At 45.6% G+C, this 20,020-nt stretch carries 13 protein-coding genes and 2 tRNA genes; 12 read left to right on the forward strand and 3 right to left on the reverse strand.

Annotation, left to right across the window (positions count from 1 at the left end; all coding sequences use genetic code 11):
- Position 1: 1 nt before the first annotated feature.
- A complete protein-coding gene (locus HMPREF9447_RS25100) occupies positions 2-1,159 on the reverse strand; it encodes a T9SS type A sorting domain-containing protein (protein WP_009132471.1) in 1,158 nt (385 codons plus the stop codon).
- Between the two features lie 323 nt (positions 1,160-1,482).
- Here HMPREF9447_RS25100 and HMPREF9447_RS25105 point away from each other — a divergent pair, with 323 nt between their 5' ends.
- The 4 genes from HMPREF9447_RS25105 to HMPREF9447_RS25120 are packed head-to-tail and all read left to right on the forward strand — an operon-like array spanning position 1,483 to position 4,010.
- The gene (locus HMPREF9447_RS25105; RefSeq protein ID WP_009132472.1) at positions 1,483-1,929 is read left to right on the forward strand and encodes a hypothetical protein; all 447 of its coding nucleotides are present in this window, start codon (positions 1,483-1,485) and stop codon (positions 1,927-1,929) included.
- A 17-nt stretch (positions 1,930-1,946) separates the two neighbouring features.
- Entirely contained in the window at positions 1,947-2,441 is a 495-nt protein-coding gene (locus tag HMPREF9447_RS25110) for a 3'-5' exonuclease (protein ID WP_044138690.1), read from the forward strand.
- Between the two features lie 19 nt (positions 2,442-2,460).
- Entirely contained in the window at positions 2,461-3,261 is an 801-nt protein-coding gene (locus HMPREF9447_RS25115) for an inositol monophosphatase family protein (RefSeq protein WP_009132474.1), read from the forward strand.
- A 44-nt stretch (positions 3,262-3,305) separates the two neighbouring features.
- Positions 3,306-4,010: a ComF family protein gene (locus tag HMPREF9447_RS25120; protein WP_009132475.1), complete on the forward strand. Its 705-nt coding sequence runs from the start codon at positions 3,306-3,308 to the stop codon at positions 4,008-4,010.
- A gap of 111 nt (positions 4,011-4,121) precedes the next feature.
- Here HMPREF9447_RS25120 and HMPREF9447_RS25125 read toward each other — a convergent pair.
- Positions 4,122-4,195, reverse strand: a tRNA-Asn gene (locus HMPREF9447_RS25125).
- Positions 4,196-4,217: 22 nt separating this feature from the next.
- Positions 4,218-4,291 (reverse strand) — tRNA-Asn (locus tag HMPREF9447_RS25130).
- Positions 4,292-4,371: 80 nt separating this feature from the next.
- Here HMPREF9447_RS25130 and HMPREF9447_RS25135 point away from each other — a divergent pair.
- The 8 genes from HMPREF9447_RS25135 to HMPREF9447_RS25170 all read left to right on the forward strand — a co-directional run bounded on the left by HMPREF9447_RS25135 (position 4,372) and on the right by HMPREF9447_RS25170 (position 20,016).
- Positions 4,372-5,352: an adenosine kinase gene (locus HMPREF9447_RS25135; RefSeq protein WP_009132476.1), complete on the forward strand. Its 981-nt coding sequence runs from the start codon at positions 4,372-4,374 to the stop codon at positions 5,350-5,352.
- Positions 5,353-5,362: 10 nt separating this feature from the next.
- Positions 5,363-7,036, forward strand: a complete 1,674-nt coding sequence (locus HMPREF9447_RS25140) for a S41 family peptidase (RefSeq protein ID WP_009132477.1) — start codon at positions 5,363-5,365, stop codon at positions 7,034-7,036.
- 129 nt (positions 7,037-7,165) lie between these two features.
- Positions 7,166-10,003 (forward strand): triple tyrosine motif-containing protein, encoded by a 2,838-nt coding sequence (locus tag HMPREF9447_RS25145; RefSeq protein ID WP_009132478.1) that lies wholly within the window; start codon positions 7,166-7,168, stop codon positions 10,001-10,003.
- 170 nt (positions 10,004-10,173) lie between these two features.
- Positions 10,174-12,465 carry a beta-glucosidase BglX gene (gene bglX, locus HMPREF9447_RS25150; protein ID WP_009132479.1) on the forward strand — a complete coding sequence of 764 codons (2,292 nt, stop codon included), beginning with the start codon at positions 10,174-10,176 and terminating at the stop codon, positions 12,463-12,465.
- Positions 12,466-12,945: 480 nt separating this feature from the next.
- The gene (locus HMPREF9447_RS25155; protein ID WP_044138692.1) at positions 12,946-15,951 is read left to right on the forward strand and encodes a SusC/RagA family TonB-linked outer membrane protein; all 3,006 of its coding nucleotides are present in this window, start codon (positions 12,946-12,948) and stop codon (positions 15,949-15,951) included.
- A 32-nt stretch (positions 15,952-15,983) separates the two neighbouring features.
- Positions 15,984-17,501: a RagB/SusD family nutrient uptake outer membrane protein gene (locus HMPREF9447_RS25160; protein ID WP_009132481.1), complete on the forward strand. Its 1,518-nt coding sequence runs from the start codon at positions 15,984-15,986 to the stop codon at positions 17,499-17,501.
- 17 nt (positions 17,502-17,518) lie between these two features.
- Complete coding sequence (locus tag HMPREF9447_RS25165) at positions 17,519-18,352, forward strand: LamG domain-containing protein (protein WP_009132482.1); 834 nt, start codon at positions 17,519-17,521, stop codon at positions 18,350-18,352.
- A 23-nt stretch (positions 18,353-18,375) separates the two neighbouring features.
- The gene (locus HMPREF9447_RS25170) at positions 18,376-20,016 is read left to right on the forward strand and encodes a glucoamylase family protein (protein WP_044138732.1); all 1,641 of its coding nucleotides are present in this window, start codon (positions 18,376-18,378) and stop codon (positions 20,014-20,016) included.
- Positions 20,017-20,020 lie beyond the last annotated feature (4 nt).

Here is a 20,020-nt window from a genome sequence, read left to right on the forward strand (position 1 = left end):
ACTATTTCTTTAGTATTTTCTCAGCGTAAACTCTTTTTTCGGTTGTTATCCGGAGCAGATATTTTCCTGCCGGATAGCTGTTCATTGGAATTGTTTCGCTATATAGACCTGTCTTGGGGCTTGTGCGTTGTATTATTGTCAGTTGTTGCCCTTGCAAGTTGAAAAGAGAAATTGTGACTTTTTCCGGCTGTTTCAGTTCATAGCTGACCTGCAAGTCACCACCACTTTCTAATTCATAGTTATAGCTGATACTCTCATCGTTTCTTCCTTTTTTTCCGGTTTTGACTGTATTTCTCCATTCACGTTCGACTTGTTCCTCGGTTGCTATGTCGCGCCTCTTCTGATTGTTGGCGTCATAGGGCAAGTCATAATATTGTTCTTCCGGCAGATAGATAAAAGAAGTGGAGAAATGCTCATGTGGATTGCCGTATTGGTAAACAGTACTTTTGACTGTTTCTACTACTGGATAACGGTAGCCATGAGCATACCAACGCCATGTCTCAGTTTCCAAGTGGATAGAGTCGTTAGCCAATAAATACTCGATGCTGTCACGGTTTAGGGTATAAGGAAGGGTGTCCGGCTGTAACGAAGCTGATGCGTTTTCTTTCGGGGTCATTCTCTGATGAATCAGCTTGTGTGTACGGATGCGAAGAACTTTGTGTAGGGTATCGCTTTCAGGTAGTATTAAATCACCGGATGCATCGGCTGTGATGGTGCTTTTACCACGTTGACGGATGTGCAAGTGTCCACAATAATTGCCCTCTCCATCGTAGTAATCGCTGACTGTCCGGTCTTGTAAAACAGGGAAAGACAGAAGCAGTTCCGGTTTTTGATAGGTGATGGAAGTTGTGGGGTTTTCATATCCCAGGCAGAAAAGGCTATCTCCGGATAGAAGGTAATAATACATCGTACGATGTTCTGTGGCGACAATGCTGTCAGAACCCTGTGTCGTGTACTTTAACTCATAACTTGCATCCTGGAGTTTTAGGTTGCTGAAATCCCAGATTTGTTCGGAACCTGTATCGCCGGGTTCACAAGTGGTGACTACATGTTTAATGAGCTGATCGCCACTTCTGGGTATATTGGAGGCAGTGCTTAACGCCTGTGCATGGAGGCCCAGTGTAAAAATACTGCCTGACAGGAATAATAGAACTCTCATGTCCTTTCGTATTATAGGGTTAACTTTAATTTTCTGTCTGATAAGCGGTGCTTGTGTGATGAGAGGTTTATTCTGAGAGCTATGCACTGATTATTTATTAGAAATAATATATTAGCGGATATTATTATGAGGTTGTAATATTAAGAAAAAGAAATGACATATCCAACAGTTTGTGCATATTTAAGCATATCAGGTTCGGTATGTTATCTTGTAAGGTTCAGCCTGTCCATGTTGTAGACTGGAAAATAAAAGAGTGAAGCAGATGGAGAAGTTTTCGGCTTTATTTGTACTTTTGGCGTACGAAATATTAATGAATGATTCTTATGAAAGCAGGATACATCTGTTTATTGCTCTTAATGGGTGCGAGTGTCGCACTCACAGCATGTGGTAATACCAAAAATAAAAAGGCTGAAAGTAATGCCGTAGGTAATGATAAAGACGAGCATGGCTGCATTGCTTCCGCCGGATATACGTGGAGTGAAGTGCAAAAAGACTGCATTCGCCTTTGGGAGAAAGGAGTCCGCATGGAAGATGTGGCGGATAAGGAAAAGTCGGCATATATTGTTTTTGCGCCCGATTCTTTGCAGGTGGAATTGTTTTTCTCTGATGAGCGTCCCAATGATATCCTGGACCGCCGCTCATTGCCTGCCGGAGGTTACGCCTGGAATGTAGAAGATGATGACACAAAGAATGTCCGTATGGAAAATGGTAAATGGACGATCAGCCAGAGAGGAAATCTGATTTATCAGCAGGCAGAGGATGTCCAATAGATTTTGATATTATAAGAATGGAAGATTTTGCTGCCATAGACTTTGAAACTGCCAACGAACAACGCACCAGTGTGTGCAGTGTGGGTGTTGTGATTGTTCGGGAGGGGGAGTTTGTAGATAGTTATTATAGTCTGATTCGTCCTGAACCGGAATATTATAGCTATTGGAATACTCGTGTACATGGGTTGACGATGGCGGATACGGCAGAAGCACCGATATTTCCGGACGTGTGGAAAGAAATTGCACCGCTTATCGAAGGGCTTCCGCTCATAGCCCACAATAAAGGTTTTGATGAAAGTTGTCTCAAGGCGGTTTTCAAGACTTATAGTCTGGATTATCCTGACTATGAATTTCATTGTACGTTGAGTACGGCACGCAGGCGGGTGAAAGGCTTACCAAACTATCAACTGCATACGGTAGCCGCTTATTTCGGTTATGAGTTGGAGCAACATCACCATGCATTGGCAGATGCTGAGGCTTGTGCCTGGATTGCGCGGGAGATAATAGAATAACGAAGAAAAAATAACGAATATGGATTTAGCATCACTTACGGCGGAAGTGTGCCGCATCGCTATGGATGCGGGAAGTTTCCTGAAAGAAGAAAGGAAAACGTTCCGCAGTGAAAGCGTAGAGAAGAAACAAGCGCACGACTACGTGTCTTATGTGGATAAAGAGTCGGAGAAACAGATTGTAGCTGAGCTCTCCGTTTTGTTGCCCGAGGCCGGTTTTATTACGGAAGAAGGTTCTGCGGTGTATCGGGACGAACCCTATTGCTGGGTGGTGGACCCGCTGGACGGAACGACGAATTACATTCATGATAATGCACCTTACTGTGTGTGTATAGGTCTTCGCTCCAAAGAAGAGCTATTGGTGGGAGTGGTTTATGATCCCTGTCGTGACGAGTGTTTCTATGGCTGGAAAGGTGGCGGCGCTTATGTGGATGGCCAGCGAATGCGGGTTTCCGATGTGCAACAACTGGAAGATGCCTTTCTGGTAGTTGAACTGCCTTATAATTCCCGTCAATATGCCCGTACGGGAGAACATCTGATACATAATTTATATGGTAAAGTGGGTGGTATACGCATGACCGGTTCTGCTGCCCTAGCGATTTGTTATGTGGCTGCCGGGCGGTTTGATGCCTGGGCGGAAGCCTTCATTGGCAAGTGGGATTATTCTGCTGCTGCTTTGTTGGTGCTGGAATCCGGTGGTAGGGTGACAGATTTCTACGGAAATGAGAATTTTATGGAAGGCCACCATATTATCGCTACAAACGGGCACTTGCATCCGGTATTCCAGGGGCTTATACAGGAAGTACCTCCGCTGGGGATGTGAGAAGGTGGCTGAATAAAATTAAGAAATAGAATAATCCTCTTATTATGGAAAACATACTTAAATTCTGGTTATTACCCTTCGTTCATCTTTTCTTTCCGCGTTGCTGCGTTGTTTGCGGAGCGCCACTTGCAGAAGGTGAAGAAGCTATCTGCACCCGGTGCAATATGGACATGCCTCGCACTAACTATCATAAAGAAAAAGATAATCTTATAGAACGTATGTTCTGGGGGAAAATTCCTTTAGAACGTGCCACTTCCTATTTCTTCTACCGCAAGGGGAGTGACTTCCGCAGGATTTTGCATCAATTCAAATACGGTGGCCGGAAAGAATTAGGCGCAACTATGGGACGCTTCATGGCAGCAGAATTGTCGTCTACAGACTTTTTTAAGGATATTGATGTCATCATCCCCGTCCCTTTGCATCCTCGCAAACGAAGAGCTCGCGGATATAATCAAAGTGAATGGATTGCCCGCGGAGTATCTCAGGTTGTTGGAATACCTGTAGATGTTTCTTCAGTGGTGAGAGAAAAGCATACGGATACACAAACACGTAAGTCGGTTTATGAGCGTTGGGAGAATGTAGACGGCATCTTCCGGCTGCACCATCCGGAGTGCTTCAAGGGAAAGCACGTATTGATAATAGACGATGTGCTGACTACCGGTTCCACGACTACCGCCTGTGCCGATGTTTTCTGTGAGGTGGCCGGAATACGCATCAGTGTGCTGACCTTAGCTGTGGCGGATAGTTAAATAATACTAAACGTCCTCACTTTCCTCTGGCTTTCCTTAAAAAGTGCGGCAATAAATGAAGTGGTTTTTATAGAAAACAAAAAAGGTTCGCCGCAATGACGAACCTTTTTGCTCTTCCTCTTGGACTTGAACCAAGGACCCTCTGATTAACAGTCAGATGCTCTAACCGACTGAGCTAAGGAAGAATATGCATCTGATTTTCTTTCGCTCTTCCTCTTGGACTTGAACCAAGGACCCTCTGATTAACAGTCAGATGCTCTAACCGACTGAGCTAAGGAAGAATGTTGTTTTTTCTCAAATGCGGTGCAAAAGTAATAGGATATTTTGAAATATGCAATATCTTTGCAAAAAAAATATCGAAATGGACAAAATAATTGGTATGGGCAACGCCCTTGTTGATGTTCTTGCTACTCTAAACGATGACCATCTTCTAAAGGAAATGGATTTGCCCAAGGGAAGCATGACTCTGATTGATGAGAATAAACTGCAGATAATTAATGAATGTTTCAGCCAGATGGAGACTCAGCTTGCAACCGGTGGGTCTGCCGGTAATGCTATACGTGGGCTGGCATGCTTGGGTGCAGGAACAGGTTTCATCGGTAAAGTCAGCAACGACACTTACGGAAAGTTTTATAGGGAGAGCTTACTGGAACGGGGAACAGAAGCGAATCTGTTAGTTTCAACCGAACTGCCTTCGGGGGTAGCTTCTACTTTTATATCACCTGATGGAGAACGTACGTTCGGTACTTATCTGGGTGCTGCCGCCACATTGAAGGCCGAAGAGCTTTCGAGAGAGATGTTCAAGGGGTACACTTATTTGTTCATTGAAGGTTATCTGGTGCAGGACCACGACATGATACTTCGTGCCATAGAGTTGGCCAAGGAAGCCGGATTGCAGGTTTGCCTGGATATGGCAAGTTATAATATCGTGGAGCAAGACCATGAATTCTTCTCTTTATTGATAAACAAGTATGTGGATATTGTGTTTGCCAATGAAGAAGAGGCAAAGGCATTTACCGGTAAGGAGCCGCAGGAAGCACTGGGCATCATTGCCAAAATGTGCAGCATAGCCATTGTGAAGATGGGAGCCAAGGGTTCACTCATCCGTAAGGGTACGGAAGAAGTGCATGTGGATGCTGTTGTAGTGGATAGAGTGATAGACACAACCGGTGCAGGCGATTATTTTGCCGCCGGATTCTTATACGGACTGACTTGCGGACACTCATTGGAGAAATGTGGTAAGACCGGTTCTATTTTATCAGGGAACATCATCCGGGTGATTGGTGCTGAGATGCCGGCCGAGTGGTGGGAAGACATTAAAACGAAAATCAGTGAATTATAATAAATAAGATATGAAGAGATTTCTGAAAGTGCGCTGGATAACTGCCTCGGTTCTGGTGGTAGGTGCGGTTGTCTTTTTTAGTTTCAAGAGTGGTGATAACCGCAATTTCCAGATTGCAAAGAACTTGGATGTATTCAATTCCATTGTGAAGGAACTGGATATGTTCTATGTGGATACGCTGGATCCGAATAAGACGATACGTGAGGGTATCGATGCAATGCTTTATTCACTGGATCCTTATACAGAATATTATCCTGAAGAAGATCGGAGCGAACTGGAGCAGATGCTGAAGGGTTCTTATGGCGGTATAGGTTCTATCATTCGTTATGAGCCGAAATTGAAACGTACGGTGGTTGTAGAACCTTATGAGAATATGCCTGCTGCGGAAGTAGGACTGAAAGCCGGCGATATTTTGCTTGAGATAGATGGGAAAGACCTGGCCGGAAATACGGACGTGAGTAAAATGCTGCGCGGTCAGGTAGGTACGAGCTTTCAATTGAAAGTAGAGCGCCCCGGCGAAACGAAACCTTTGGAATTTACGGTTGTTCGTAAGAGTATCCAGTTGCCGTTCATTCCTTATTATGGAAAGTTGGATAATAATGTAGGTTATATCAGTTTGAGCACTTTCTCCGGCAATCCTTCCAAGGAGTTCAAAAAGGCTTTTCTGGATTTGAAGAAACAGGGCATTACCTCGTTGATTATTGACTTGCGTAATAATACAGGTGGATTGTTGGAAGAAGCGGTGGAGATAGCTAATTACTTCCTGCCCCGTGGCAAGATGATTGTAACGACAAAAGGCAAGATTAAACAGGCTAGCAATAGCTACAAGACGTTACGCGAACCTTTGGATACGGATATCCCTCTGGCTGTGTTGGTGAATAGTAATACAGCTTCTGCCTCTGAAATCCTTGCAGGTGCTTTGCAGGATTATGACCGGGCGTTGATCGTAGGTAACCGTACTTTCGGAAAAGGTCTCGTACAGGTGCCTCGCACGTTGCCTTACGGCGGTACGATGAAGGTGACCACTTCTAAGTATTATATTCCCAGCGGACGTTGTGTACAGGCGATAGACTATAAACACCGGAATCCTGACGGTAGTGTAGGACGTATTCCCGATAGTCTGACCACCGTATTCCATACAGCTGTCGGACGTGAAGTGCGTGATGGTGGAGGTGTGACACCGGATGTGGTAGTGGAGCAGGAAAAACTGCCGAATATCTTGTTCTATCTGGTCAATGATAATCTGATATTCAATTATGCAACGCAATATTGCCAGAAACATCCCACAATTGCTTCTCCTGAGAACTTTGAGGTAACTGATGCTGATTATGCCGAATTCAAGGAGATGGTGAAGAAAGCCGACTTCAAATATGACCAGCAGAGTGAGAAGATTCTGAAGAACCTGAAAGAAATGGCCGAATTCGAAGGATACCTGACGGATGCTTCCGAAGAGTTCAAGGCACTTGAACAGAAACTCACCCATAATCTGGATCGCGACCTTGATTACTTCTCAAAGGACATCAAGAACATGATTGCACAGGACATCATCAAGCGTTATTATTTCCAACGCGGCGGCATCATCCAGCAGTTGAAGGATGATAATGATTTGAATGAAGCCGTGAAGGTGTTGAACGATCCTGCAAAATACAAGGAAATGCTGAGCGTTCCGGTTGCAAAGAACTGATTATAAAACTATAAACGGGTAAATCCGTCAATTATCTTTTCTCTTTTCTTTAAAGATAATCGGCAGATTTACCCGTTTTTTAGATAGAAACTCCTACCTTTGCTTAAAGATTACCGTAAAGCAACGTCTATGAGAACAACTCTGCTATTATTTTGTATCTTTTCTCTATTTAGTAGTTTATCACGAGGTTCTTCTATTCCGTTCTCTCCCATCGTGAGAAGTTATTCCGTATCCAATTATAATGCAGGTATTCAGAACTGGTCTGTTGCCCAGGATGAGAGGGGAATCATGTATATTGGTAACAACAAGGGGTTGTTGGAATTTGACGGGAACAGGTGGAAACTGCATGAGTTGCCTACTAAGAATATTGTGCGCGCTGTATACATTGGTGAAGACGGAAAAATATTTGTAGGCTCTTTTGAAGAGTTCGGCTACTTTGAACGTGACTCGTTGGACAGTCTTGTATACCATTCATTGAAAGATGAAGTGAAAGATTTCCGGTTTCAGAATGATGAAATCTGGAGTATTGTGCCGGTGCAGGATGAGATTGTATTCCAGTCTTTTGGTTCTTTATTCATTTATGATGGACATACCGTGAGAGGTATCCGCACGAAATCGCTCCCGCTGAATCTGTTTCAGGTAGGTGATACCTTTTATTCCCAACTGATAAATGAAGGGCTTTCTATCTTTATAAATGATGGGTTTGAGCACCTGATTGATCGAAAATTGCTTGGAGACAGTGATGTCATGGCAGGACTCTCATATGATGACGGCGCTTTGCTGCTGACCAGGAATAGTGGCGGCTTCATTTATCAACATGGAAAGGTAGTGAAATGGCATACGGAATGTGATGCTGAACTGGAGAAGTACACCGTTAACCGGGCAGTGATGACGAAAGATAGCTGTTATGTCATCGGTACTATATCCAACGGAGTTTATGCGATAGATAAAAAGGGGCGGTTACTCTGGAAGGAAAACACGGATAGTCGCTTGCAGAACAACACGGTTCTGGGACTTTACTGTGATGCCGATAATAATGTCTGGGTGGCTTTGGACGAAGGAATAGCTTATATACTGAATAACTCCCTGGTATATTATTATGAACCTCCTTACCGGAAGATTGGTATGATTTATGATGTACTGGTAAAAGAAGATGAGGCTTATGTGGCTTCCAATCAGGGCGTTTATCGGATGAAGAGTGGAAAGTTGGAACTTGTTCCGGGATTGGAGGAACAAGCATGGTACGTCAAAGAGTGGGGAAACCAGATTCTTTGCGGGCATAATAAAGGTACTTTTCAGATATCAGGCTTGCAGGCATCATTGATTTCGGACGTAAGGGGGGCAATGTGCATGCGGGAAATATATTTCGAAGGACGTCCTTGGTTATTGCAGGGGACTTATACGTTCTTGAATCTATATAAGGAAAATCCTTCCGGCGTCTGGAGTTTCCTGAATTCATTAGGTGGGTTTACTCATATGGTGCGAGGCATAGAAGTGGATCACCGGGGGAATATCTGGATAAAGCATTTGCGGAAGGGATTGTTCCGCTTACGGATCAGTCCGGATCTGAAGAGGGTAGAGGACCTCAAAATATATATGGAACTGGGAGATGTGAAAGATGGGAATTTCTCTCTCTTTAAAATTAACGGTCGGGTAGTCTTTTCAAACGGAAAGGCATTCTATACTTATGAAGATATGACTGACTCGATAATCCCCTACGAGGTGATGAATGAGCAGTTACCGGAGCTGAAAGGGATAAATGATGTGAGTCATGCAGGCGGTAATATGTATTGGTTTGTCAGTGGGCGGATGGCGTATCTGGTGAAGTGTGAGATGAATGTCTTTCAGATTGAACATCGGGTTCCATTTTCTTTGTTCGAAGGGCTGTCGATAGAAGAGCGGGCGGCAATGGTGTATGACAAAGGTAGTAAGAGTTCTTATCTCTGTTTGAACAATGCCATTGCCCGTATCGAGGCGGATAGTGCTCTACTGTATAAGTCTCCTGTCAGGCGTTCTTTATGGGTTGCGGGTATAACGGCAGAAGCTGAATGGACGGGGCAGAAGAAGTATTTGCCTGTACAGGAAGAAAACAAGATAGAGGCAGAGTTTAGTACGGTGAGTTTCTCTTTGTGTTATCCGGTTTATAATAACTATACCTATAAAGTCAGGTACAAGTTGGAAGGTCTTAATGACCAATGGGTAGATGATGGGCGTAGTCTGGAGAAAAAATATACCCGTTTGCCTTTTGGTTCTTATGTTTTCAAAGCGGAAGTATATGATGGAAACCAGATTCTGGCATCGGCAACACTTCCTTTCGTAATATTGAGGCCTTGGTACCTGTCCTATTGGGCTATCAGTGGTTATGTGCTTGTAGGGCTGATTCTGTTGTTATTGTTGCAATACATGGTCTATCAGTCCGTAAAGAAGAAGAAAGACCGTGTGATTGAACAACAGCGGATAACCCACCAGGCTGAGATTGAACTGCAAGAGAAGAAGATTATCGAGCTTGAGAAAGAGCAACTTGAAGCGGACCTGCGTTTCAAGAGCAAGGAATTATCGGGAGTAGTAATGACTAATATTGCCCATCAGGAATTCCTGAATTCCTTGAAAGAAGAGATACAGCAGCAGAAGCTATCTGGACAATACACACGGAAGAACCTGGATAAACTGCTTGCTTTGGTGAATAACAACATCGTTTCGGACGAAGAGAACTGGAACATGTTTCAGGCTAACTTTGACCGGATACACGAGAACTTCTTCCGGAATCTGAAACAACAGTATCCTGACCTGACATCGGGTGACTTGCGCTTCTGCGCTTTGCTTCGCCTGAACCTTCCGACGAAGGAGATTGCGAAGCTGCTGAACATCTCGATACGTGGAGTGGATGCGGCAAGATACCGTCTGCGTAAGAAGTTCAACCTGCCTCAGGAAGATAGTCTGACGGATTTTATGATAAACTTTAAGTAGTTGATTCTTAGTTTGATAAAGTAAAAGGAAGTACTAAAATAGTACTTCCTTTTTGGGTAATATTCCCTAAAGGTACTTTTGTTGTAGTACCGGATTATGAAAGTTTGAGGGGCTTTCCCTTTATTTGCAGAGAAATCATTTTTCTCCAATAATAATAAAGAATGAAAAGCATGAGACATTTATCCCTTAAGTTACAATTGTTTTTAATGTTGTTGATGTTTGTATCTGTTAGTGTACAAGCACAGAAATCTCCTTTAGACATGGACCGCTTCATCGACGATTTGATGAAGAAGATGACCCTCGAAGAGAAAATAGGCCAGTTGAACCTTCCGGTGACGGGAGAGATTACTACCGGCCAGGCCAAGAGCAGTAATGTGGCCAAACGTATCCGCGCCGGTGAAGTGGGCGGTCTTTTCAATCTGAAAGGGGTGGAACGCATCCGCGACGTACAGAAACAGGCGATTGAAGAGAGTCGCCTCGGTATTCCCCTTCTGTTTGGTATGGATGTAATTCATGGGTATGAAACAGTATTTCCTATACCTTTGGGCCTGTCATGCACGTGGGATATGAAAGCCATTGAAGAATCTGCGCGCATCGCTGCCATTGAAGCCAGTGCCGACGGTATTTGCTGGACATTCAGCCCGATGGTGGATGTTTCCCGCGATGCCCGTTGGGGGCGTGTTTCCGAAGGTAACGGTGAAGATCCTTTCTTGGGAGCTGCAATTGCACGCGCCATGGTGCGTGGTTATCAGGGAAAAGATATGAGCCGTAATAATGAAATCATGGCTTGCGTGAAGCACTTTGCCTTGTATGGTGCACCGGAAGCCGGACGTGATTATAATACAGTGGATATGAGCCATCAGCGTATGTTCAATGAATATATGTTGCCTTATCGGGCAGCTGTAGAAGAAGGTGTGGGCAGTGTTATGGCTTCGTTCAACGAAGTGGACGGAGTGCCGGCCACCGGAAATAAATGGTTGATGACGGATGTGCTTCGCAAGCAATGGGGCTTTGGCGGATTCGTAGTGACGGATTACACCGGTATCACCGAAATGACGGACCATGGCATGGGCGATACGCAGGCAGTTGCCGCCTTGGCACTGAATGCAGGTGTCGATATGGATATGGTGAGCGATGCTTTCACGAGTACCCTTAAGAAGTCTCTGGAAGAAGGCAAGGTTTCCGTAAAGGCTGTCGATGCTGCTTGTCGCCGTATTCTGGAAGCTAAGTACAAACTTGGTCTTTTTGATAATCCTTATAAGTATTGCGATGTAACCCGTCCGAAGAAAGAAGTCTTTACTAAAGAGCACCGTGCCATTGCCCGCAAAACAGCTTCGGAAAGTTTTGTGCTGTTGAAGAATGAAGGCAATGTGCTTCCGCTGGCAAAAAAAGGAACGATTGCCGTAGTGGGGCCTTTGGCGGATAGCCGTAGCAACATGCCGGGTACGTGGAGCGTGGCTGCCGTGATGAATAAATATCCTTCGCTGATTGAAGGACTGAAAGATGTGGTAGGCGGCAAAGCCAGGATTCTTACGGCAAAAGGCAGCAACCTGATGAGCGATGCCGAATATGAAGAACGTGCCACCATGTTTGGACGCACTTTGCACCGTGATAACCGTACAGACAAAGAATTGCTGGATGAAGCTCTCGCTGTGGCAGCCAAGTCGGATGTGATTGTTGCCGCCCTGGGTGAATCTTCTGAAATGAGCGGTGAAAGCAGTTGCCGCACAGACCTTGAAATGCCGGATACGCAACGTGTACTTTTGCAGGAATTACTGAAAACCGGTAAACCGGTAGTACTGGTATTGTTCACCGGCCGTCCTTTGGTGCTGAACTGGGAACAGGAAAATGTGCCCGCCATCCTGAATGTATGGTTTGGTGGTAGTGAAGCCGCCCTTGCCATTGGTGATGTATTGTTCGGCAATGTAAATCCGAGCGGCAAACTGACGATGACTTTCCCGAAAAATGTGGGGCAGATTCCTTTGTTCTATAACCATAAGAATACCGGCCGTCCTCTGGCGGAGGGCAAATGGTTCCAGAAGTTCCGCAGCAACTATCTGGATGTTGATAATGAGCCGCTCTATCCGTTCGGATATGGTTTGAGCTACACTACTTTCTCTTACAGTGACATTACATTGGATCAATCGTCCATGAACATTAACGGTGAAATCACAGCCACCGTAACGGTGACCAATACCGGAAAGCGTGATGGTGCCGAAGTGGTGCAGCTTTACATCCGCGACCTTGTGGGCAGTGTAACCCGTCCGGTGAAAGAACTGAAAGGCTTTGAGAAAATCTTCCTGAAAGCTGGTGAAGCGAGACAAGTATCTTTTAAGATAACGTCCGATATGCTGAAGTTCTACAACTACAATCTGGATTTTGTGTGCGAACCGGGTGACTTTGAAGTGATGATAGGTACTGACAGCCGCAACGTGAATAAGGCTTTGTTCACCCTTCATTAACCCCTTTTAATAATCCTAAAACCCGTTGGCGGAATTAGCCGTTGGCCTGGCTTTAGTCAGGAACATATCAAATAGGTATCTGGTCCGTACCTGCTCCGTAGCAAATTCGGTTAAAGGTACCTCTAACCGAATTTGCTACGGAGCAGGTACGGACCAGATACGGACCAGGTGTGAACAGACCCAGTCTTGAGTCCTTGCAGACGCGAGGAAGAAAACATTAATTCCGCCAACGGGTTCCTAAAGTAAAGTTATACTGAAAGAGTTCTTCCAATAAAGCTCCGGAATCGGAAGCGGGTAAGGACGATATGGGAACATGGAAACTTTATTGAAAATAAACATCTGATAACTAGTTTGTTCCGCTAGAGTGTAGTAGTTATAAAGTAGTACTTTGATAAAGCGTGGTACTCTTGTGGTAGCCCGTTTTTTGACTTAAATCAATTTATGCTATACGTTTGCGGAGTAATTTTAAATCAATACAAAATGAAGAAGAATCTATTAATTACATGTATGATGTTGTTGTTCGCTGTCGTTTCGATGGCACAGAACAAGATTACAGTTTCGGGTGTCATTACTGACAAGACAGGCGAGACTGTTATAGGCGCTTCGGTCCGGGTAAAGGGACAGGAGAATATGGGAACGATTACCGATATTGACGGAAAGTACCAGCTTTCGGGCGTGCCGGCCAATGCCACTTTGGTATTCAGCTATATTGGTATGAAAGAGCAGGAAGTGGCACTTAACGGTCGTTCTAACGTCAACGTAGCGATGGAAGAAGATAGCCAGCTCATCGAAGAAGTGGTTGTAGTGGGTTACGGTAGTGCCAAGAAACGCGATTTGACCGGTTCTATCGTAACGGTGAAAGCTGCCGACATTGCTTCCAAACCATCTGTTAATCCTTTAGCTTCTATTCAAGGTAAGGTTGCCGGTGTGCAGGTAGTCAATACAGGCCGTGCCGGACAAGATCCTGAAATCCGTGTTCGCGGTACGAACTCTATCAACGGTTATACTCCGCTGTATGTAGTCGACGGATTGTTCACCGATAATATCAACTATTTGAATACGGCTGATATTGAATCCATGGAAATTCTGAAAGACCCTTCTTCCCTGGCTATTTTTGGTGTACGCGGTGCCAATGGAGTTATCATTATCACTACCAAGAAGGCTAAAGAAGGCAAGACTCAGGTCAACATCAACGGTTCAGTAGGTTGGAAGACAGTTACCGACCATGTCAGCCTGACCAATGCAGAGCAGTTCAAGATGCTCTATAATGAACAACGTATGAACCAAGGCGGTGATCCGTACGACTACACCGTGTGGAATGCAGATACCGACTGGCAGGATGAAATGTTCCAGACTGGTTTCCTCACTAACAATACGGTTAGCATTATGGCTTCGGGAGAAAGAAGCAAATTCTATTTAGGTTTGGGATATGTGATGGAAGAAGGTTCCATTCAAAGTGAAAAGCTGAATAAGTTTACAGTAAATCTGCATAGCGAACATAAAGTAACCGACTTCCTGCGCTTCGGTTTTCAGGTGAACGGTGTGCGTGCCTTGTATCCTGATGCAAAGGGTGTGGGTTCTGCCCTGAAAGCAGCTCCGATTGCTCCTGTCTATGAGCAGGAAAGCGGTCTACTGCACACGCTTCCCGATTTCCAGCGCGCCCAGGTATGGAATCCGATGATTGAGCCCGTATTGAGAGGTGCTCATAACAAGTCTGCCAATTACCGTATGGCTGGAAATATCTATGGTGAACTTGACCTGATGAAGAACCTGACTTTTAAAGCTACTTTCTCTCTGGATTATGCTTCCAACCAGTCACGTTCTTATTCTCCGCTCATCTATGTGTACAATCCGGATGTGGAAGGCGGTAAAGAAAGGCTGACGGATAAAGAAAGTGTCAGCCAGTCCAAGTCTACCTCAATGGCTGCACAGTCTGACTATGTATTGACCTATATCAACCAGTTCGGCGATCATGGACTGACACTGACGGCCGGTCTTACGACAAACTATAATGAGTACTCTGACTTGTCAGGCGGTCGCAGCCAGTTGCCGGGTTATGGTGTTCCCATTGGCGAAGACGAGGATAAGTGGTGGATTTCCATTATCGACGATCCCACATCAGCTACTAACGGAGCATCCCAATACAAGCGTTTCACCATGTCCTATCTGTTCCGTGCACTGTATAACTATAAAAACCGTTACTTGTTTAATGCCTCTTATCGTCGCGACGGTTCTTCCGTATTCAAGAGAACAGGAAATACATGGGATAACTTCTACTCATTCGGTGCCGGTTGGGTAATGAGTGAAGAGGACTTCATGAAGAAACAAAATGTGATTGATTATCTGAAGCTGAAAGGTTCGTGGGGAGTTTTGGGAAGTCAGAACACAGGCGGTTCCCGGTATCCGGCTTATCCCAACATCACAAGTTCGGGCTCAGCCGTCTTCGGTGACAATGTGATTGCAGGTAAAGGACCGGACAAACTTATTTCGCAGACATTGGGCTGGGAACGCAACTACTCATGGGAAGTAGGCTTCGATATGCATCTGCTGGGTGGTCGCATGCAGTTGTCTCCCGTTTATTACAACAAGACAACGAAAGATTTGCTGACCACTGTTCCCGGGCTTTCAGGCACGGTTCCTGCATTGCAGAATACAGGTGAGATTCGTAACCGTGGTTTTGAATTGTCGGCATCCTGGAACGATAAAATCGGTGAAGACTGGCGTTATGGCGTTTCTGCCAACCTGACTACCATTGATAATAAAGTGGTGTCACTGATAAGCAAGGACTACTCCATCATCAACGGTGTTTCCCGTGTGTCCGAAGGTTATCCCATCGGTTACTTCTATGGATATAAAGTGGCAGGAGTTTATCAGAACGAGACGGATATCGAAACCTCATTCCCCAATCAGGTAGCTTCCGTGAAGCCGGGTGACTTGAAGTTTGCCGATGTCAATGGAGACGGTATCATTTCAGAGAAAGACCGTACGATGATTGGTAATCCTACTCCTGATTTTACGTATGGCTTTAATGTAAGTCTGGGCTATAAGAACTTTGACTTGAGTGTGGATATGATGGGAGTTTATGGAAATGAGGTTTATCGCGATTGGGATGGCAGTGCTTATGCACAGTTCAACTATCGCACAGAGCGTCTGAACCGCTGGCATGGCGAAGGAACATCCAATTGGGAACCGATTCTTGATCCGTCCCGTTCCGTAAACCTGGAAGCCTCTTCTTACTTCGTAGAGGACGGCAGTTTCTTCCGCATCCGTAACATAGAATTGGGCTATACCTTCGATCCCCGTTTGCTGAGCCGCATCAAGTTGCAAGCTTTGCGCATCTATGGTAACATCCAGAACCCCAAGACGTGGAGTCGTAACACCGGATATACTCCGGAAGTGGGTGGTAGCGCAACCTCGTTCGGTATTGATGGTGGAGGATACCCGATGCCGGTTGTGTATACCTTGGGCTTTAATTTATCATTCTAAACATGAAATCTAATAAAAGAAAGACGATCAGTATGAAAAAGATATTTTATTATATAATGGCTTTGGCACTGGGATGTTCTCAGATGTCATGCAGTGACCTGTTAGACCAGAAACCTCAGGGATCATTGACCGAAGATGACCTGACCGGAGGTACCTATGAGACACAGATCTTTAATATGTATGCTCTGCTCCGTGGTTATCATATCGTGTCGGGAAACACGGCGCTGGCTATTCATGGCATGCGCTCGGAAGATGCGGAAAAGGGAAGTACATTGTCTGACGGAGCTGCGACGGGAAAGATGTTCGATGACTTTGAATATGCTGCAAGTAACGGCATGATAAAAAGTTACTGGAACGCTAACTATACGTTGATTCATAAAGCCAATGATGTATTGGAAGAGATGAAGTCGAACCCGTCATTGACAGGCGGCGACCTGATAAATAAAGGGGAAGCCCTATTCATGCGTGCTTTCTGCTATTTCAATCTGGTGCGTGCTTTTGGTGAAGTGCCTCTGATTGATTTTAAGGTAGAGACTGTGGCAGATGCCAATATACCCAAGTCTTCTGTTGCCCAGATTTACACCTTGATTGATGAAGACCTGAGCAATGCGGAATCTTGTTTGCCGCGTACCTGGGAGGCACAATACGTTGGCCGTCTTAGCTGGGGGGCAGCCCGCGCTTTGCATGCCCGTACCTACATGATGCGTAATGACTGGAATAATATGCGTGCTGCGGCAGAAGATGTGATCGCTTCCGGTTTATATAACCTGAATACACCTTACGAAACCATTTTCCGTGAAAAAGGAGAAAACTGTAGTGAGTCTGTCCTGGAACTGCAATGTACTTCTACTACGGCTCTCCCGGGTTCCAATGATATCGGTAGCCAGTATGCCCAAGTGCAGGGATGTCGTGGAGCCGGTGAATGGAATTTAGGTTGGGGACAACATACTGCTACCCAATTATTGGCCGACGCATTTGAAGAAGGTGATCCCCGAAAAGATGAGACCCTGTTGTATTTCATCAAGACGGGAGAAGACCCATCGACAATTCCTGCCAACAAACCTTATGGTGAAAAGCCGATTGCCAATGCTGACGTGATAGCTAAGTATTTCAATAAGAAAGTATATACTGATCCGGCTTTGCGTACACTGTACACAAAGAGTGGATATTGGGTGAACATCCGTCTGATCCGTTACTCTGATGTAGTATTGATGGCTGCGGAAGCAGCTTGCGAAACGGGCGACAAGACTAATGCGAAGAGATACCTTGAGATGGTGCGTAGTCGTGCCCGCGGCACGAACGGCAATATCCTGCCGGAGGTGACTACCGATGACCAGAACGAATTGCGCGAAGCTATCCGTCACGAACGTCGGGTTGAACTGGGCATGGAATTCGACCGTTTCTACGACCTCGTGCGTTGGGGAATTGCCAAAGAAGTGCTGCATGCTGCCGGAAAGACCGGTTATCAGGACAAGCACGCATTGTTGCCTCTGCCTCAGGACGAGATTGACAAATCAAACGGTGTATTAGTTCAGAACCCTAATTATTAATCCATATAGTAACGACCATGAAAAGATATATAAACTTATTGCTGGCCTTCGGTTTGTCGGCATTCACACTGCAATCTTGCTTCCAGGATATGGATCATCCGGCTTTCGACTATCCGGACAGTTCCGCCGGGAAAGAGTATTCACCGATGAAACTATTCCTGCCTTTTGAGAATGATATGCGCGATAAAGGCAACTACACCTTTTTGATGAGCGCCGGTGGAGAAATCACCTATACTGACGGAGTCAACGGACAGGCTTATCAGGGAACGAAAGACTCTTACCTGCTGGCACGTGTCCCTTCTTACCTGAACGATACCATACCCGAACTGGGAAGCTGTACGGTTGCTTTCTGGATGAAAACAACGAGAAACACGTCAGCTTACGGTATTTTCAGTATCCCCAACACCAAGACTTTCTGGGGTAATTTCGATATCTACCTGGAAAATACGGGCAGCGAAACCCAGGCTTTCTTCAAGATGCACCTCTACAACTGTACATCAGTGAAGGACAATGACGAGAGATGGGTGGAGGCTAAGGTTGACAATGTCTTTGGTACTGAATGGGTGCATATGGCATTCGTTTACGACGGGGATAACTCGATGATGACGGTTTACCGGAACGGTGAAAGTGCTCTTACAAAGGAACTTCCCGGATATGGAAAGCTTAAATTCAAAGATTGGGGTACGTTTGCTATCGGAGCATTCCAGTTCAGCACTAAGCCCAGCCTGACGGAAGGTGCGGGTGCACAGAGTTGGGCATCCAATTTCCCGGGACAGTTAGACCAGTTCCGTTTCTACGACAGAGCTATATCCGCATCTGAGATAAAACAACTTTATTCCGGTAAAGAATAACAAACATGAAGAACGTAGTGAATATGAGAGTCATTTATTTCATGCTATGCCTGTTGTTGGCGGCTTGCAGCAAAGATGATGCCCCGGAAACACCCGGTGCGTTTGAACTGAAAAGCATCTCTATCGGTGACAAGCAGGATCAGAGCTCTTTCGACAATGTAGCTCCCGATGCCGGTATCGTGCTTACCTTTACGGATGCGGTGGATGAGGCATCGGCCCGTGCCAACATTGCCCTGAAACAGAACGATCAGGCAGTGGCATGCAACTTCAGTTTATCGGGTGCCGATAAACTCTCTTTGACACCAACAGGTGGCTTTAAGAGCTTTTCCTCATACAAACTGGTAATCAATCCGGGGGTGAAATCCACCTCCGGAGTATTACTCTCCAACGGCAAGGTTTATGAAATTAAAACCGGAATGGACGATTCGGATAAATTCGACCGTATTCCCGATGAAGAATTGCTGACCTTGGTGCAGAAGCAAACTTTCAAGTATTTCTGGAATTTCGGGCACGAACATTCGGGAATGGCGCGTGAACGTACCACTTCCGCCGATGTGGTAACCACCGGAGGCACAGGCTTTGGGGTGATGGCTATGCTGGTGGCAGCCGAAAGAGGCTTTGTTACCCGTCAGGAAGCTCTCGGCAGAGTGCAGAAGATTGTTACTTTCCTGGATGAAGAGTGCACGAGTTATCACGGTGCCTATTCGCATTGGATTAACGGCTCTACGGGCAAGACCCAGCCTTTCGGTGATAAAGATGACGGTGCCGACCTGGTGGAAACCTCCCTGCTCTTTCAGGGACTACTGGCAGCCCGTGCTTACTTCAAAGAAGCTTCGGAAGCCGAGAGCAAGTTGCGTTCCGACATCACCCGCCTATGGGAAGCCATCGAATGGACCTGGTTCCAGAAAAACGGGGAATCAGTGCTCTATTGGCATTGGAGTCCTAACTACGGATTTGAGAAGAACCTGCCCATCAGAGGGTGGAATGAGTGTCTGATTACGTATGTACTCGCTGCTTCTTCGCCTACGTACCCCATCGACAAGACTGTCTATGAGGCAGGATGGGCAAGGAATGGCGGCTTCAGGAATGGCAACACTTATTACGGTTATAAACTCCCGTTAGGTGCCGAGAAGGGCGGACCGTTGTTTTTGTCCCAATACTCCTTTCTCGGCATTAACCCGAAAGGGCTAAAAGACTCATATGCAGACTACTGGGAACAGAACCGGAACCACACCTTGATAAACTACAACTATTGTAAAGAGAATCCCAAAGGCTATGCCGGTTATGGAACTTCCTGCTGGGGATTGACGGCCAGCGATGGCGACAGTGGATATTCCGCCCATTCACCCTCCAACGATAAAGGTGTGATTGCTCCTACGGCTGCCCTTTCGGCTTTCCCCTATACACCGGAAGAGTCTTTGTCCGCTTTACACTTCTTCTATTATAAGATGGGTGACAAACTCTGGAGGGACTATGGCTTTGTAGATGCTTTTAACCTGACAGCCAACTGGTATGATAATCAATGTATCGCCATCGACCAGGGACCGATTATCTGCATGATAGAGAACCACAGGACAGGAATGCTCTGGAATTTGTTCATGGCTATACCGGACATTCAGCAAGGATTGAAGAAATTGGGTTTTGAGAGCCCGGCATTAAACTAATAGA

Origin of the sequence: Bacteroides oleiciplenus YIT 12058 (assembly GCF_000315485.1) — a bacterium.
Classification (GTDB): Bacteria; Bacteroidota; Bacteroidia; order Bacteroidales; family Bacteroidaceae; genus Bacteroides; species Bacteroides oleiciplenus.

What these genes read in the sequence shown, in the direction of transcription:
- HMPREF9447_RS25100 (WP_009132471.1), bottom strand. Translation starts at nt 1,159, where the DNA reads ATGAGAGTTCTATTATTCCTGTCAGGCAGTATTTTTACACTGGGCCTC.
- HMPREF9447_RS25105 (WP_009132472.1), top strand. Translation starts at nt 1,483, where the DNA reads ATGAAAGCAGGATACATCTGTTTATTGCTCTTAATGGGTGCGAGTGTC.
- HMPREF9447_RS25110 (WP_044138690.1), top strand. Translation starts at nt 1,947, where the DNA reads ATGGAAGATTTTGCTGCCATAGACTTTGAAACTGCCAACGAACAACGC.
- HMPREF9447_RS25115 (WP_009132474.1), top strand. Translation starts at nt 2,461, where the DNA reads ATGGATTTAGCATCACTTACGGCGGAAGTGTGCCGCATCGCTATGGAT.
- HMPREF9447_RS25120 (WP_009132475.1), top strand. Translation starts at nt 3,306, where the DNA reads ATGGAAAACATACTTAAATTCTGGTTATTACCCTTCGTTCATCTTTTC.
- HMPREF9447_RS25135 (WP_009132476.1), top strand. Translation starts at nt 4,372, where the DNA reads ATGGACAAAATAATTGGTATGGGCAACGCCCTTGTTGATGTTCTTGCT.
- HMPREF9447_RS25140 (WP_009132477.1), top strand. Translation starts at nt 5,363, where the DNA reads ATGAAGAGATTTCTGAAAGTGCGCTGGATAACTGCCTCGGTTCTGGTG.
- HMPREF9447_RS25145 (WP_009132478.1), top strand. Translation starts at nt 7,166, where the DNA reads ATGAGAACAACTCTGCTATTATTTTGTATCTTTTCTCTATTTAGTAGT.
- bglX (WP_009132479.1), top strand. Translation starts at nt 10,174, where the DNA reads ATGAGACATTTATCCCTTAAGTTACAATTGTTTTTAATGTTGTTGATG.
- HMPREF9447_RS25155 (WP_044138692.1), top strand. Translation starts at nt 12,946, where the DNA reads ATGAAGAAGAATCTATTAATTACATGTATGATGTTGTTGTTCGCTGTC.
- HMPREF9447_RS25160 (WP_009132481.1), top strand. Translation starts at nt 15,984, where the DNA reads ATGAAAAAGATATTTTATTATATAATGGCTTTGGCACTGGGATGTTCT.
- HMPREF9447_RS25165 (WP_009132482.1), top strand. Translation starts at nt 17,519, where the DNA reads ATGAAAAGATATATAAACTTATTGCTGGCCTTCGGTTTGTCGGCATTC.
- HMPREF9447_RS25170 (WP_044138732.1), top strand. Translation starts at nt 18,376, where the DNA reads ATGAGAGTCATTTATTTCATGCTATGCCTGTTGTTGGCGGCTTGCAGC.